Genomic DNA, 14,470 nt, shown 5'->3' on the forward strand with positions numbered 1-14,470 from the left:
TGCTTTAAAATGGTCAATTAGAAGGCTACTTTCAGGTTTACACCCAAACTGCGGGTGGCGGGCAATCCAAATACATCCACGCCCTGCAGGCCATTGTCGGTACTCATCGAGATCTCCGGATCGAAAGGCGCATCACGTTTCAGGTAAAAGAGATTGCGGCCAATGAGCGAAAGATGGAGGCTGTTCACCCCTTTCCACTTCACCGGTATATTGTAGCCCAGCGATACTTCCCGCAGGCGCACCACCGTAGCATCATACATGTAAAACTCCCCGATACCGGCACGGCCACCAATCGCATTGTAGTAAGCCTTCGCGTCCACCTTCCCTTCCCAGGGCGTTCCGTTCTTGGTACCACTCACGAATACACCACCGTTGTTGCGGGCGTCTACCGTCGCTTCACTAAATCCGCGCAGGTCCAGCTCCGCCTGGGTAATGCTCATCACCTCTCCACCAAAACGTCCATCGATGAGAAAGCTGAGGTCGAATTTCTTGTACCGCAGGTTGTTGCTCCAGCCAGCCGTAAAGTCGGGATTGGGATTACCCACGAGTTTGCGATCGGCCGTATTGCGCACAGGGGCACCATTATCGGCCAGGGCCAGGTTGCCCTTGTCATCCCGCGCTGCACCAAACGACAGGATATCACCGAAGCTACCTCCCTGCCGTACGATAGAAGCATAGGTATTGTCGAAGGTGGTCAGGAAGAACATACCATCCGGTCCTGTTACGCCATCCTCACTCAGGTTGACCACCGTATTTTTATTGGTGGCAAAGTTGACAGATGTATTCCAGTCGAAGTCACGGCTCTTCACCGGCGCACCGGTTACCATGATCTCCCAACCGGTATTGCGTATCTGCCCCAGATTCAGAAAATAGGTATTGAAACCGCTGCTGCTCGGGGCCGGAGTTTCAAAGTATTGGTTGTAGTTGTCGTTTTTATACCAGGTGAGGTCAACCCCCAGGCGACTGCCGAAGAAGCGCCATTCGGTACCGATCTCAAAAGAACGGTTATCCTCCGGCTTCAGCGGTCTGTTGGGAAAACCCGCCCGTACATTTTTGATGAGACCGCCCGTAACCGGATTCACCCGGTATAATGGCGGGTTGGTCGCAAAAGGACGTACGCTATTACCCACATGCGCATACGAGATCCTCACTTTCGCGAGGTCCACGACTTCGGGCATGTGCACCATTTCATTCAACACGCCGGTGGCCCCGATCGAATAATACAGGAAGCTGAGGCCATCGGTGAAGGTCAGGGCAGACGACCAGTCATTGCGGGCGGTAAGATCGAGGTACAACATGTCTTTATAACCGAGCGAGGCACTGCCCAGTACCGACTGCGTTTGTGAACGCAATACGCCTTGCTGTTTGGTGGCATTGCCCGAAAGGATATTCTGTACACTGAATATATTGGCGATACTGAGGCCTTGCTTCACCCCATCGGCATTCACCGCGCCATAGGAGTCGATAAAAGTACGGTCGTTGGTGCGTGCATCCGTGATAGAGCCACCAAACGTCGCCGACAAGGAGATATCTGTACCCAACCGGGTATTGAGGAAGAGTAACAGATCACCATAGGCTACATTGTTCTTGGCGCGCTCCCAGGTATACCGGCCATTGAGATCGGCGATAATGGGATTGGTGCTCGCAAACATCTTCGAATCGTAATCGTCCACACTGACATCGTAACTACCACGGGCCTGTACCGACAATGCTTTGTTGAGCTGGTACCGCATCGTCAACGAACTGAAAGCCCGGTCACGACTGTCCTCCCGGGTATTGCGGTTCAGTATCCACCAGGGGTTCTGTGAGTATTCATTGCCAAAACTGCCGGCATCGTATTTCACATTCCACCAGTTCTGCACCATCAGTGCCCGTGCTGGTGAAAAGACTTCAAAGTTGTTTTTGTACGACGCCAGGTCAAGGTTGCGGGGGAAGAAATACAAGCCTACCTGTGGATTGTTGTACAACCCGGAAGAAGGGCGGTTGGTTGATTGCTGTTTCGTCAGCGTCACCAATCCATCCACCGTCAGTTTATCGTTGAAGAATTTGGCATTCTCGCGGAAGGTAAACGTGTGACGGTTGAATTTGGCCGTAGGGATCACGCCCTTATTGTCGGTATTGGAATAGGAAAAATAGCTTTGCGCACGATCACTGCCGGCCATCATGCCTACACTGTTGATCCAGGTAACACCGGTTTGGTAGAAGTCATCGGTATAATCGCCTTTACCATTGTTGGCGCCCCAGCCGTTTTCATTGTTGGCCCCATCCTGTCCATAACCAAACTGCGCTTCGGGTTTCAGCATCACCTTGTCCAGCATAATGCTGCTGGCCACATTGACCCGCGCCGATCCTGCCCTCCCCTTCTTGGTGGTGACCAGGATGGCGCCGTTGGCGGCCTGGCTGCCATAGAGGGCTGCGGCAGACGCACCTTTCAGCACCTGCATGCTTTCAATATCTTCTGGGTTGATATTCGAAATGGCATCGCCCCCATCACGACCAGCACTGGCTGTACCGGATGACTGGCCAAACAGGTTTTCGGGCTGTGCCACCGAACTGTTGAACATCGGAATACCATCGATCACATAGAGGGGTGAGTTGTTTTGCGTACTCTTGTTGCCACGCATCACCACTTTGACCGATCCACCGGCACCAGAGGCACTGCGGTTCACGGTAAGTCCGGCTATTTTACCATTCAGGCTATTGACCAGGTTAGGGTCTTTCACCGCTGTCAACTCTTCTCCCGTGATCTTTTGTGTGGCATAGGTCACACTACGCGAACGACGGCTTACACCCAGGGCCGTTACCACTACTTCGGTCATTTGCGACCCCGAAGCAGCCAGTGAGATATTCACTACGGTCCTCCCGGCTATCCCCACTTCCTGCGTGGCATAACCGACCGCAGAGAAGACCAGGGTTTCCTCCCGCTCAACCGCCAGGGTATAATTGCCCTGCGCATTGGTGGTGGTACCGCGTTGCGTGCCCTTGACAGATACACTTACACCCGCCACACCCGCACCGGTGGCATCGGTTACCTTACCGGTCACCTCGTCGGCCTGCTGGCGGCCGGCTTCGTTCGACGCAGGCGTAATCACGGTGGTGCCGGCAGCTTCCTGTTTGGCCAGTTCTTTGGCCAGCAGGATGACAAAGGTTTTATCATTGACCTTCTTATACTTCAATCCGGTATTGTCCAGTACCTGACTCAGTATCTTCTCGATATCGGCATTATCTTTCTTCACGGGGTTCACCAGTTTTTCACCCAGCGACTCATCCGAATAGAGAAAATAAACGCCTTTTGTTTTATTCAGTTCCTTTAAGACTTTGAAAAGTGGTTGCCTGACCGAAGCATCTTCCGGTTTGCGGTTGGCGGAACCCTGTGGGGGGACTTGTTGTTTTCCGGCTGCGTAAGCGTAAGAGTCCTGCGCAGACACTACCGGAGAAGCGATCAGTTGCCAGCCAAGCAAGCAGCCCAGCAGCATTGGTTTGATGTGATCAACTCTCATAGTGCAATCCATTTAAAATGATAGCAGTTTAGTTAGTGATAGTTATGGTATGGCTATGGCATGGCTTGCTGCTTTCCGGAGCAGCAGCAATACATACAGTTCATCACCGGTACGCTGCGCGCAGCGTCACCAGCCAATCAACGAGCCTTATTCCAATTAGTTATTCCTGGATCAGTATTTCATCATTGTGCTGCGAAATATGCAATTCCGTCGCAGCTTCCAGTGCCTGCAGCAGTGCATCGAGGTTGTCGTTCATCACGATACCACTGATGATCTTATCGCCAATCTGCTTAGAGGCCAGGGTGATCTTTACGCCATACAATTCTTCGATCTGTTTGGCGGCGATGCGTAAGGGGGTCTTCTCAAAATATAGTTTCTTGTCCTTCCAGGCGAGTACGTTCTCTTCTTTAGCTGTTTTGATACTGGGCTGCAGGTCATCGAACTCTACAAAATCACCGGGCTTCATCTGTAACGCCCGGCCATCTTTCATATGCAGGGTAACACTACCTTCCGTGAGCATCACATTGGTCTTACCGGCACGATTCATCACATTGAACTGGGTACCGGTCACTTCTACATCAAACCGGTCGGTATGTACAATAAACTTGGCTTTATTCGGTGTTTTGGCCACATGAAAGAAAGCTTCTCCTTTTAACCAGATCTCACGGGTGTTGCCGGTTTTCCATCCGCCCTGATAACTGATCTCACTATTGGCATTGAGCATCACGGTAGACCCATCCGGCAACAGCTGTTTCCGGATCTCGCCATAGGCCGTTTGCAACGTCGATGGATCGGTTGGCTTATTGAATATCACCACCAGGCTCGCAGCCAGCAGCACTGCGGCAGCGGCGGCCCACCACCAGCGACTGGTGCGACGCTGCATCGCCACGACCGGTGTGGCTGGTGTAGCAGGCAGGTTACGCATCAGGCGGGCTTCTGCCAACGCCAGTCGATCCTGGGGCAGCTCTTTTTCGCGGATAGCGAGGGCATCCATGCAGGCCTGGGCCTCTTTGACCAATGGTACCAGGGCAGGATCGGCCTCCATGCGCTGCTGCCAGGTAACGCGGGCCACTTCATGCCCCGTCAGGTACCAGGCCTGGAAAGCCTCATCAGCTATTATATCCTCTATAGTTGAAAAAGTATGTTCCATACACAGCGTGTTTCCGTTAACAAGTTCCGGTTTGAAAGCTTTTGTAATGCCAATTTTAAAAATATTTTTGCTAACGGTTGATTTTTTACATTTTATCGGGTAGTTTACGTTTGCTCGCTATCAACGAATGCCAGAAGGACTGCACCACCATAACCAGGACACTGCCTGTTGGCAAGCCTTTATTCAAGGTGACAGGGAGGCATTGGGCCAATTGTTCCGGCGCCATTACTCCGACCTCTTTCGTTATGGAAACAAGATCTGCCCCGATGTGGAAGTACTGGAAGATTGTATCCAGGAATTGTTCATCGAGATCTGGCAAAGCAAGAATCCGCCACCCTCGATCTCCGTCAAAGCTTATCTCCTGAAAGCCATCAAGTATAAGTTACTGAAGGCACTGCATAAAAGATCCCATACCCGCTTGCAGGCCGATATGGACGAACACCTGTTATTCGAGATCAGCCACGAAACCTTTATCATTGATAAACAGGAACATGCCGAGAAAACCAGCAAGGTGATCCGCGCCCTGGATCAGTTATCGGCACGCCAGAAAGAGATCATCTACCTGAAGTTCTACCAGAACCTTAGCTATGAGGAAGTCAGTGACATCATGAACATCAATTACCAGGTGGCCCGTAACCTGTTGTCGCAAGCCATCAAGACCATGAAAAAGATACTGCAAAAGCTCCCTTTGTTCTTACTGTCCTAGCCATTCCTGCGCCTTTATAAGGGCTGCAATGCAGTATCAGCAAGCGATTGCGCAACCGGTTGCAAAAGGCAGCAAGTAGACAGTTGTTTATTTTTTCATTGTGAATTACTGAAATTGCTATTAATTTCGTGCACTCAATTCATTCGCGCATACAAAATTGTATCTATGAGCATGGTCGATTCGTTTGAGAAGATCCCCGTTAACATCTATTCTGATCTAAAGCAAGGTTCCAAGTCGGTAGCACGAGAAATTGCCAACCTGATCCGCAGCAAGCAGGCTAAATGGGAAAAATGTGTGTTGGGCCTCGCTACAGGCTCTACCCCCAAGTCGCTGTATGCAGAGCTGGTACGCCTGCACAAAGAAGAAGGCCTCAGCTTCAAAAATGTGATCACCTTCAACCTCGATGAGTACTACCCGATTGAAAAGGATGCACTGCAAAGCTATAACCGCTTCATGCAGGTACAACTCTTCGATCACATCGACATCGAACCCGAAAACATTCATATCCCCGATGGAGAGATCTCCAAAGATCATATCAAAGCCCATTGCCTGCAGTACGAACAAAAGATCGAAGAGGCCGGCGGCATCGATCTGCAGGTACTCGGTATCGGCAACAATGGCCATATCGGCTTCAACGAACCCGGTTCCAGCATCTACAGCCGTACGCGGCTCGTAACGCTCGACAACTCGACACGCATCGCCAATGCGTATGAGTTCGCCACCATTTCACAAGTTCCCCGCCTGGCACTCACCATGGGCATCAGCACCATCATGAAAGCCAAGCGCATTATATTGATGGCCTGGGGGCCTGCAAAAGCACCCGCCGTACTGCGATCCGTTGAAGGCCATGTAGACGAGCAGGTACCAGCCTCTTTACTGCAGCAACACAACGACTGCACCTTTGTGATCGATGAACTCGCCGCTGCCGAACTGACCCGCTTCAAATCGCCCTGGCTGACCGGCGACCTCGACTGGACACCCTCGATGATCCGCAAAGCGGTGGTCAACGTAGCCCTGAAAGTAGGTAAGCCCATCCTCAGCCTCACCAACAGCGATTACCGCGATAATGGTATCAGCGACCTGCTGGTAGAGAAAGGTGACGCGTATGAGACCAACCTGATGGTGTACTATATGATGCGCGATACCATCACCGGATGGCCCGGCGGTAAACCCAATGCCAGCCTGCCCAACCATCCCGAGCGCAGCGAACCCTATCCCAAACGTTGTGTGATCTTCTCCCCCCACCCCGATGATGACATCATCTCGATGGGCGGCACCTTCCAGCGCCTGCACGACCAGGGCCATGATGTACATGTGGCTTACCAGACTTCCGGCAACATTGCAGTGACCGACGAGTTTGTGACCCGCTTCATGGACTTCGCCGTGGGCTTTGAGGATATGTTCGGCATCGACAGCACCAAGAGCAAAGAGATTCTGGAAGAAGCACGTCAATACCTCAAAAAGAAAAAGAACAACCAGATCGATACCGCAGATATCCGCGCCATCAAAGGCCTTATCCGCCGTTGTGAAGCGAAGGCAACCTGCCGATATGTAGGCCTGAGCGATAACAACTATCACTTCCAGAACCTGCCTTTCTATGAAACAGGTACCATCGAAAAGAACCCGATGGGAGAAGCCGATATCGCCCTGACCATCGACCTGCTGCGCAAGCTGAAACCCCAGCAGATCTTCTGCGCCGGTGACCTTGCTGACCCGCATGGCACCCATAAAGTATGTCTCGACATCATCTTCGAATCACTGCGCCGCATCAAGGCCGATGGTGACGAATGGATCAAGGACTGCTGGGTATGGCTGTACAAAGGCGCCTGGCAGGAGTGGGACATCAGCGAGATCGAAATGGCGATCCCCATGAGCCCCGACCAGGTGATGAAGAAACGTCACGGTATTTTCATTCACCAGTCGCAGAAAGACATGGTACCCTTCCAGGGCAGCGATTCACGCGAGTTCTGGCAACGGGCCGAAGACCGCAACAGCAATACCGCCAACCTCTATGCACAACTCGGTCTTACCAAGTATGCAGCCATGGAGGCCTTTGTAAGATGGCATTACTAGGAACAAGGCTTCACAATAAAAAAAGCGGATGTATCGAAAGATGCATCCGCTTTACTTTTATAGATTGACCACCGATCAGGCAGCGGTTTTCTTCTTCCCACCCAGGTTTGGCAGAAAGGCCGTCACGATACCGATCAACGGCAGGTAGGCACATACCGTGAATACATAGTTGATGCTGGTGTTATCGGCCAGTTTGCCCAACAGTGCCGAGCCCAATCCGCCCATACCAAACGCGAAACCAAAGAAGAGACCTGCGATCATGCCCACCTTACCGGGCACCAACTCCTGGGCATACACCAGGATAGCAGAAAAAGCAGAAGCCAGGATCACCCCAATGATGGCGGATAAGATCGCCGTCCAGAACAGATTGGCATGCGGCAGCAGCAAGGTGAAAGGCGCAACGCCAAGTATCGATATCCAAATGATGTACTTACGGCCAAAGCGATCACCCAGGGGGCCGCCCAGTAAGGTACCGGCCGCTACAGAACCCAGGAAGATGAACAGGTATACCTGCGATTGCGCTACACTCAGGTGAAACTTATCGATAAGGTAAAAGGTAAAATAGCTGCTCATGCTCGCCATATAGAAATACTTGGAAAAGATAAGTACCAGCAGAATGGTAATAGATACCACGACCCGGCTGGTAGACAAACCATTGTCCATGACATCGGTGATCTTTTTAGCAGCCCGCAGCGCCAGGTGATCGCGGTACCACACGGCTATCTTTGCCAGGATAATGATACCGATGATGGCTGCAATACCAAACCAGATCGCATTGGACTGTCCATGTGGTACAATAATGGCAGCCGCCAACAGCGGCCCGATGGCACTACCGGCGTTACCGCCCAATTGAAAGATGGATTGCGCCAGCCCACGTTTACCACCAGACGCCAGGTGCGCCACACGCGAGGCTTCGGGGTGGAAGATGGAAGAACCTACACCCACCAATGCCACGGCTGCGAGGATCGCATAAAAGCCCGTGGCCATCGACAATACGATGAGGCCCGTGAGGGTGAAGCCCATGCCGACCGCGAGTGAATAAGGTTTGGGAAACTTATCAGTATACTGTCCCACGAAAGGTTGCAGCAAAGAAGCCGTGATCTGAAACGTAAACGTGATCAACCCAATCTGTGAGAAGCTCAGGTGCAGGTTGTCTTTAATCAGCGGATAGATAGAGGGGATCACCGACTGCAACATATCGTTGAGCAGGTGGGCAAAGCTGATCGTGAACAGGATGGGAAATACAGTGGCATTGACCACCGCCTTAGGGTTGGCGGCTGCTGTGGTTGTGTTCATTTTACTTGATTAATATTACACGAATTGATCACTAGGCTGTAATGTGTCCGTTGATGCGGGCGGCAAACAGCCAGGCTCTTTTGGGGTCTTTATCGATGATACTATTCAATAATTCTTTGTGCAGCCGCATCGTTTCCACGAAATCCGACGTGTCTTTAAACCGGCTTAAAAATTCATGCTTGATACGGGCGGAGAACGATTTATACAGGTCCGCCAGGACGCCGTTACCGGAGGCATCGGCGATGGCATTGTGGAAGTTGATATCGGCCTCCACACAGGCGGTAATATCTCCTCCCAGCGCTGCTTTCTCGCGCTCGCCCAGGTACAAGCCGATGGTAGCGATATGCTGCTCCGTCCGGTTGGCAGCCGCCTTCTCTGCGATCTTCATTTCCAGCAATTGCCGCACTTCATCGATCTCGGGCAGCTCAGAGCGTTTCAGCCGTTGAACCAGGGGTTCTCCCGCACCGGTATTTTCTTCTACAAAAGTACCAATGCCCTGCTGTACCCGCAGCAGACCAGAGTTGACGAGTACCTTGATCGCCTCCCGGATGGACGAACGCCCCACTCCAAACTGGGTCATGAGTTCGGGTTCTACCGGCAGCTTATCGCCCACCTTGTATTGACCGGATGTGATTTGTTGTTGTAACCGGGCCGCTACTTCATCCGCGAGGGAGCGCCGGGTAATGCCTTGTTCCGTATTCATCAGATGATATGACGAGTCAAAGGTAGGAGAATTCATCAGATGACCAAGTTCAATTATCGAAATTAGGAAAGTTTATGCCCCTGAATTTCATCAAAATCAATCTGACCAAGGCTCAATTTCGTATCTTTAGAAAAGTGTAAAACATTGATGTAGGATGCCTTGCGCTGTTTTCACCCGATTCAACCCGAATGATGCCTATCAGCTCAAATAATTCGATTTTTGGTTTGCAACCCGGTCAAATGACCGGGTTGTTGCTTGTTGGCACCCGGCCTACGGCTACCGTTCAGCTACACCTGGGCTACGGTTGGGCTATAGTTAGTCAGAAGTTGGTACGGCATCCACGAGGGGCCTCCCAGGCCCTGCATCGGGTCATTTCAGGCAATGGCATCCTTTTCACCCATCTTCTACTTTCGGTCACCATGGCCACAGCAAACGCTTTACAGCTGCTGACTTCGCCAACTACTCCGCGCGGGCTCCTTATCTCCTGATTTATTGCACTCTTACTGCTCGGTTACTGGCCTGCAATAGGTCGGGGACTGCTCTGCGTATTGCCTAAACCCCCTCTTGCAGCTTGTTAGGTCGGCGGCCTTTTTTAGGCAGGACTTAGAACGAGCTTAGGTCTTCAGGTATATAATTATTTTGCTAAAACACATCTAACCTACCTGTTTTTCCGTACGTTATACATTTACAACTATTAAACCTTATCAAATCAATGGCTAAACTTTTACCCAACGGAAAGCTCTCCGGCAGTATCGGAAACATCACTTATTCACCCCAGCCGAATGGCGACGTGGTAGCACGGGAAAAGCCGGCAGGTGCTGCCGAAAAGATCTTATACAACGAGAATTGCGTGCGTTCCCGCGAAAACTTTACGGAGTTCGGGCGGGCGGTGAGCGGAGCTGCACTCGTACGCTATAGCCTCGACAACCTGATCAAGGGATATGCGCTTGCAGACAGGAACCTATCAGGAAGGTTCAATAAGATCGTAGTGGCCGTCGCGAAATCGGATCACACCAGTAAACGTGGAGAACGGCGCATTTGCCAGGGGCAACTGGAGATGTTGCAATCATTTGCTTTCCGGGAGGAGAAAGAGCAGGCGTTTGACAAGATATTCCGCGCGCCCATCACACAACGACTCGACCCAATAACAGGTACTGCTACGTTGCAACTGGCGCCCTGCCGGTTGAAGCGTTACCTGAAGGCCGTGAAGAATACCACCCATATTCGGTTAATCGTGCAGGTGGCCAGCCTGCAATTTGACCAGCAGGAATTCAACACAGAATGTACAGCATCGCCCTACCTGCCTATTGTTAATACGATGCACGCTCCCTTGACGATAAGCACGACGGTGGCGGTATTGCCGGCGTCTATCCTGCTGACAGCGATCGGTGTGGTCTTCTACGCGCAACAGGCGGATGGAACCTTTGCGGAGTTGCCCGGTGGTGTAATGGCGATAGGGGACGTGCAGAAAAGCGCCGAAAACACGGCAGTGCTTCCCGCATCCAGTCATGCATCAGCACCTCCCCGCAGTACAGCCACAGCGACCAGCGAAGCGGCAAACCCCGGCGGACTACCTCCATCGGCAGCGTGTGCAGCACAGGCATTGGTGATTCCTGTACGAAAAGCAGACCGCCGCTTTTGCAGCGCCTGCCAGGTGCCCATCTGGTTAACAACCGGTGTTGCGGATAATAAAGAGACAGTCGATACCATCCGTGAGCATGTGCAACAGCAGTCCGATCGCAATGACACGTGTCTTACGCGGAAACAACAGCAGAATGTACACGCCAATCGCATAATAGCTGTGCAAGGGATGGAAACCAATGCTGCAGCGGCAGGGGTTGAAGACCGGCACAGCCAGCAAGTGATCGAGGTCGACGAGCATGGTCAGCAGCAATACCACATAGATCCGAAACCACCGCGAACGGTCGATCAGCAGGGCTACGAAAACCGGGAAACCGAAGTGCAGGAAGTAATGAATGATTTGCTGCATGCGTGGCAAAACTACGGTTAATTGGGAATTCCCGCAATGACACGCCGCCGCCATCTCGTATAGTACGCATAACTTTTCTTACCAGAAAACATTCATGCCGTCAAGTTTGCTTGCCCATTGCAAACATGACCAGGAGGTGCTATTTTTATACCCCGACAGCCTGGTCGTGGAATTGGTCGTCACGACACGGTCAATTACGTTCAGGCACAGATTGTACATCAACCACCATTTCCAATGGGGCTATTCGACAGGTTTCGCAGTAACAAAAACACCAACACCGACAATGGCGTCTTGGGTCCTTTACACCTCGATGGCTGGACCGCGCATATCGATAACCCGAGGAATTTGAAGCCGCGTGAGTGGCGGCGAAAGCTGGTTTCGCCAAGGGGAGAAATCAGGTTCAAGCTGAAGTTTTATGGCGAGCGCCAGAAAGGGTCATCGTTGATCTTCGGCAGTCAAACATCGCGCCCTCTGCTGTACGCATATAGCGAAATCACCCACGAGCAAACACTGCTTTTTGATGGCTGTAAGCACGGGTATGACGCCCTGTTTGGCATGGACTTCACACAAGAACAGATCAATAATAGGCCAGCCGAGCATGTTTATATCGACAAGTTTGGTTGTGATACGTTTGCGGTTATTCTTTCCGCCTACTATGGCTTTAACTACGAAGAAGAGGCTACTGACGAAGTAGATGCAAATGGCCTGGTTGAACTTTCTGATGGATCAAAAATGCCTATCGACGTGGTAAAACGGATAGGATTTGATTTTTTCCAAATCATTGGCGTAAACGATCTACAAAAACAAACCGACATCCTCAACGAAGAACTTTCATAAAAAGGTAATACACCACCTGTTTTCGATCCCGTCAACAACACGAAATTTGCCGCCCAATTAGATATAGGTTATGATCCATCTACTCAAAAGTCTTTTGCTCATAGGTATACTATATGTTACGAATACTGGCACCAAGATGCCGGAAGTGAAAATCAGTTGCCGCGAATTGGGCCTTTCCTTCCTGATTCCTGTCGGGTTCCGTTCACTGGATTCGTCACCATTGAATGTGCTGAGTCAACGGGGTGATAAAGCCGTCAAAGAATCGTTCAATAAGGAAACTTTGCAAGGATGGCAACCGGCTTGCGTCAACCTCCAGGATTCGCTGAAGAGAAGCATCCTGATGACGGCCATCACCGTCAAAGAGGCAATTACACAGGATGGCAGCACGGATCAGTTTATAGCAAAGACCTTTAAAGACGCCAACCAATTTATCATCCGGCGTTTTAAAGACCGGGCCAATATCGATATCGGTGAGCAACAAACGGTATAGCAATCTGAGGTGACGATCGCCGGCATGAAAGTGAGGAAAAATGCTTTCACCTTTATCAACGGATCCAAGTTGATGTTCTTTGCGCGGTACTATTTTTTCCAGCGGCACGACAAACTGTATTTGCTTAGCCTTACCGGCTCTCCGAAGGCCACCGATAACGAAGAGATCGTTCGGGCCATTGAACAAGCAAAAAATTTGTAATCCAGCAGCGGCCTACCAGTTCTCCCAAAAGCCAGCGATAACGAAGTGACCGACCATGCTATCGAACAAGCTAAAGCGCTGAAAATCTCAGCGACCGATGTGTTCTTAGCTTCATCCATTCCGAACCTCAAATACATAACAAGGCCAGGTCACGTTCTTATACAACCCTTTCCAATACCAGGGCTTGTAGGTGGTACTGGTGTACAATACTTTACCGGGATATCGGGGTGACATATATCGATGTTGATTTCCCTGTAGACCGCGGAAATGGCCCGAATCGACGAGCGTGAATTCCTGTTGTTGAAAATCGGCGAGCAACTGGTCGCTCAGCGCTCTGCCGTGCAGGGTATGTGCAAGGCGCCAGGTAGCCTGCGGGTTGACATCGGCATAGAGGGTGGACATGGGCATGATCAATTCCCGGCCAGCCGAATCGCGTACGAGCGAACGATGGAGCGCTGCAAATTCGCCTTTCCTTGCATGCACAAAATCACCCGAATGAGTGATCCCGGCGCTGTCTCAAATCGATTAATTTGTAACAAAACATGACTACCTGCTCCAACGATATTTTTGCTCCCCTGGTCTGTTTGCAGGCCACGGGTCCGGCGCAACCACCTGCACCATCACTGACAACGTTTTGCGAGGCAGGGAATGGCAGTGGCTCCCGTTACAGCCAGTATTTTCCATGTCGGTATGCATCCTGCTGGATCACTCAAATCAGCCTCTCATGAAACTGCGCTGTCTGCTGATCGATGAGGATCCGGCTGCCATGAAGCTGTTGGCGCAACACATTGACGCCATTGACGGCCTCGACATTGTGGGGCAATGCCATAATGCGATCGAAGCGCTGAGCATCTTACACCAGCAACGCGTGGATGTGATCTTCCTGGATATTCAGTTGCCCAGGATTTCGGGCATCGATTTCGTGAAGAGTCTCTCGCATCCACCGAAGGTGGTATTCGTGACGGACCACCGGGAATTTGCTGCTGAAGGATTTGAGCTGGATGCTGTTGACTTTCTGCTCAAGCCCGTTTCCTTCGACCGGTTTTTCAAAGCCATCTCCAAATTGAACCGCATACAAACCCAGGTGCATCCTCATCCAGCCATACCGGCCACCTTACCCTATACTCCTTATGTGTACCTAAAGGTCGATAAGGACATGAAGAAAGTATTTGTGGAAGATATTCTTTACATCGAAAGCTGGAAGGACTATGTAAAGGTATTCCTGACTGGTGGCAATTTTCTGCTGGTGAAGCAATCCATCTCTGCTATGGAGGGCCTGTTATCGGAGTACCAATTTATGCGGGTACACCGGTCGTACATGGTCCCGGCGGATAAGATATCCGGTTACAATGGGCTTTCTATTTACCTGGGTGCTTTGGAGATCCCTATCGGACGGTTGTACAAGCAGGTAGCACTGGAAAAACTGCATCGGCCACATTACCGCCCTCAACTGCCCTGACCTGCTCAACACCTGACTACATCCACTTGGTATTGCTATCATAAAAAGAGGGTGTATCGGTTTGA

General features: G+C 51.2%; 11 protein-coding genes. 5 read left to right on the forward strand and 6 right to left on the reverse strand.

Translation table 11 applies throughout. The features are described 5' to 3' along the window. Positions 1-17: 17 nt before the first annotated feature. Together P2W70_RS20075 and P2W70_RS20080 are read right to left on the reverse strand one after the other, a co-directional pair. Positions 18-3,500 carry a SusC/RagA family TonB-linked outer membrane protein gene (locus P2W70_RS20075; RefSeq protein WP_276483303.1) on the reverse strand — a complete coding sequence of 1,161 codons (3,483 nt, stop codon included), beginning with the start codon at positions 3,498-3,500 and terminating at the stop codon, positions 18-20. 160 nt (positions 3,501-3,660) lie between these two features. After that, on the reverse strand, positions 3,661-4,650 hold the full coding sequence (locus tag P2W70_RS20080; RefSeq protein WP_276483304.1) for a FecR family protein: 990 nt from the start codon (positions 4,648-4,650) through the stop codon (positions 3,661-3,663). Between the two features lie 127 nt (positions 4,651-4,777). Here P2W70_RS20080 and P2W70_RS20085 point away from each other — a divergent pair, with 127 nt between their 5' ends. Both P2W70_RS20085 and nagB read left to right on the forward strand, forming a co-directional pair. Beyond that, entirely contained in the window at positions 4,778-5,356 is a 579-nt protein-coding gene (locus P2W70_RS20085) for an RNA polymerase sigma factor (protein ID WP_276483305.1), read from the forward strand. 165 nt (positions 5,357-5,521) lie between these two features. Beyond that, positions 5,522-7,429 carry a glucosamine-6-phosphate deaminase gene (nagB, locus tag P2W70_RS20090; protein WP_276483306.1) on the forward strand — a complete coding sequence of 636 codons (1,908 nt, stop codon included), beginning with the start codon at positions 5,522-5,524 and terminating at the stop codon, positions 7,427-7,429. Between the two features lie 75 nt (positions 7,430-7,504). On the opposite strand, the gene P2W70_RS20095 is transcribed toward nagB, so the two are convergent. From P2W70_RS20095 to P2W70_RS34465, 3 genes are all read right to left on the reverse strand, one after another. After that, on the reverse strand, positions 7,505-8,725 hold the full coding sequence (locus P2W70_RS20095) for an MFS transporter (protein ID WP_276483307.1): 1,221 nt from the start codon (positions 8,723-8,725) through the stop codon (positions 7,505-7,507). A 31-nt stretch (positions 8,726-8,756) separates the two neighbouring features. Next, a complete protein-coding gene (locus P2W70_RS20100; RefSeq protein WP_276483308.1) occupies positions 8,757-9,428 on the reverse strand; it encodes a FadR/GntR family transcriptional regulator in 672 nt (223 codons plus the stop codon). A gap of 1,666 nt (positions 9,429-11,094) precedes the next feature. Beyond that, positions 11,095-11,472: a DUF6122 family protein gene (locus tag P2W70_RS34465; RefSeq protein WP_420832396.1), complete on the reverse strand. Its 378-nt coding sequence runs from the start codon at positions 11,470-11,472 to the stop codon at positions 11,095-11,097. Between the two features lie 180 nt (positions 11,473-11,652). On the opposite strand from P2W70_RS34465, the gene P2W70_RS20110 reads away from it, so the two are divergent. Further along, on the forward strand, positions 11,653-12,255 hold the full coding sequence (locus P2W70_RS20110; protein ID WP_276483310.1) for a hypothetical protein: 603 nt from the start codon (positions 11,653-11,655) through the stop codon (positions 12,253-12,255). 70 nt (positions 12,256-12,325) lie between these two features. After that, complete coding sequence (locus P2W70_RS20115) at positions 12,326-12,745, forward strand: hypothetical protein (protein WP_276483311.1); 420 nt, start codon at positions 12,326-12,328, stop codon at positions 12,743-12,745. A 312-nt stretch (positions 12,746-13,057) separates the two neighbouring features. Here the strand turns inward: P2W70_RS20115 and P2W70_RS20120 are convergent, their stop codons facing one another. Beyond that, positions 13,058-13,429, reverse strand: coding sequence for a hypothetical protein (locus P2W70_RS20120; protein WP_276483312.1), 372 nt, complete (start codon positions 13,427-13,429; stop codon positions 13,058-13,060). Positions 13,430-13,670: 241 nt separating this feature from the next. On the opposite strand from P2W70_RS20120, the gene P2W70_RS20125 reads away from it, so the two are divergent. Next, a complete protein-coding gene (locus tag P2W70_RS20125) occupies positions 13,671-14,405 on the forward strand; it encodes a LytR/AlgR family response regulator transcription factor (RefSeq protein ID WP_276483313.1) in 735 nt (244 codons plus the stop codon). Positions 14,406-14,470 lie beyond the last annotated feature (65 nt).

The organism is Paraflavitalea pollutisoli, from assembly GCF_029360705.1.
Taxonomy (GTDB): domain Bacteria; phylum Bacteroidota; class Bacteroidia; order Chitinophagales; family Chitinophagaceae; genus Paraflavitalea; species Paraflavitalea pollutisoli.

Excerpts from the sequence above, each read along its gene's own strand:
- P2W70_RS20075 (WP_276483303.1), bottom strand. The coding sequence starts at position 3,500 with ATGAGAGTTGATCACATCAAACCAATGCTGCTGGGCTGCTTGCTTGGC.
- P2W70_RS20080 (WP_276483304.1), bottom strand. The coding sequence starts at position 4,650 with ATGGAACATACTTTTTCAACTATAGAGGATATAATAGCTGATGAGGCT.
- P2W70_RS20085 (WP_276483305.1), top strand. The coding sequence starts at position 4,778 with ATGCCAGAAGGACTGCACCACCATAACCAGGACACTGCCTGTTGGCAA.
- nagB (WP_276483306.1), top strand. The coding sequence starts at position 5,522 with ATGAGCATGGTCGATTCGTTTGAGAAGATCCCCGTTAACATCTATTCT.
- P2W70_RS20095 (WP_276483307.1), bottom strand. The coding sequence starts at position 8,725 with ATGAACACAACCACAGCAGCCGCCAACCCTAAGGCGGTGGTCAATGCC.
- P2W70_RS20100 (WP_276483308.1), bottom strand. The coding sequence starts at position 9,428 with ATGAATACGGAACAAGGCATTACCCGGCGCTCCCTCGCGGATGAAGTA.
- P2W70_RS34465 (WP_420832396.1), bottom strand. The coding sequence starts at position 11,472 with ATGGCGGCGGCGTGTCATTGCGGGAATTCCCAATTAACCGTAGTTTTG.
- P2W70_RS20110 (WP_276483310.1), top strand. The coding sequence starts at position 11,653 with ATGGGGCTATTCGACAGGTTTCGCAGTAACAAAAACACCAACACCGAC.
- P2W70_RS20115 (WP_276483311.1), top strand. The coding sequence starts at position 12,326 with ATGATCCATCTACTCAAAAGTCTTTTGCTCATAGGTATACTATATGTT.
- P2W70_RS20125 (WP_276483313.1), top strand. The coding sequence starts at position 13,671 with ATGAAACTGCGCTGTCTGCTGATCGATGAGGATCCGGCTGCCATGAAG.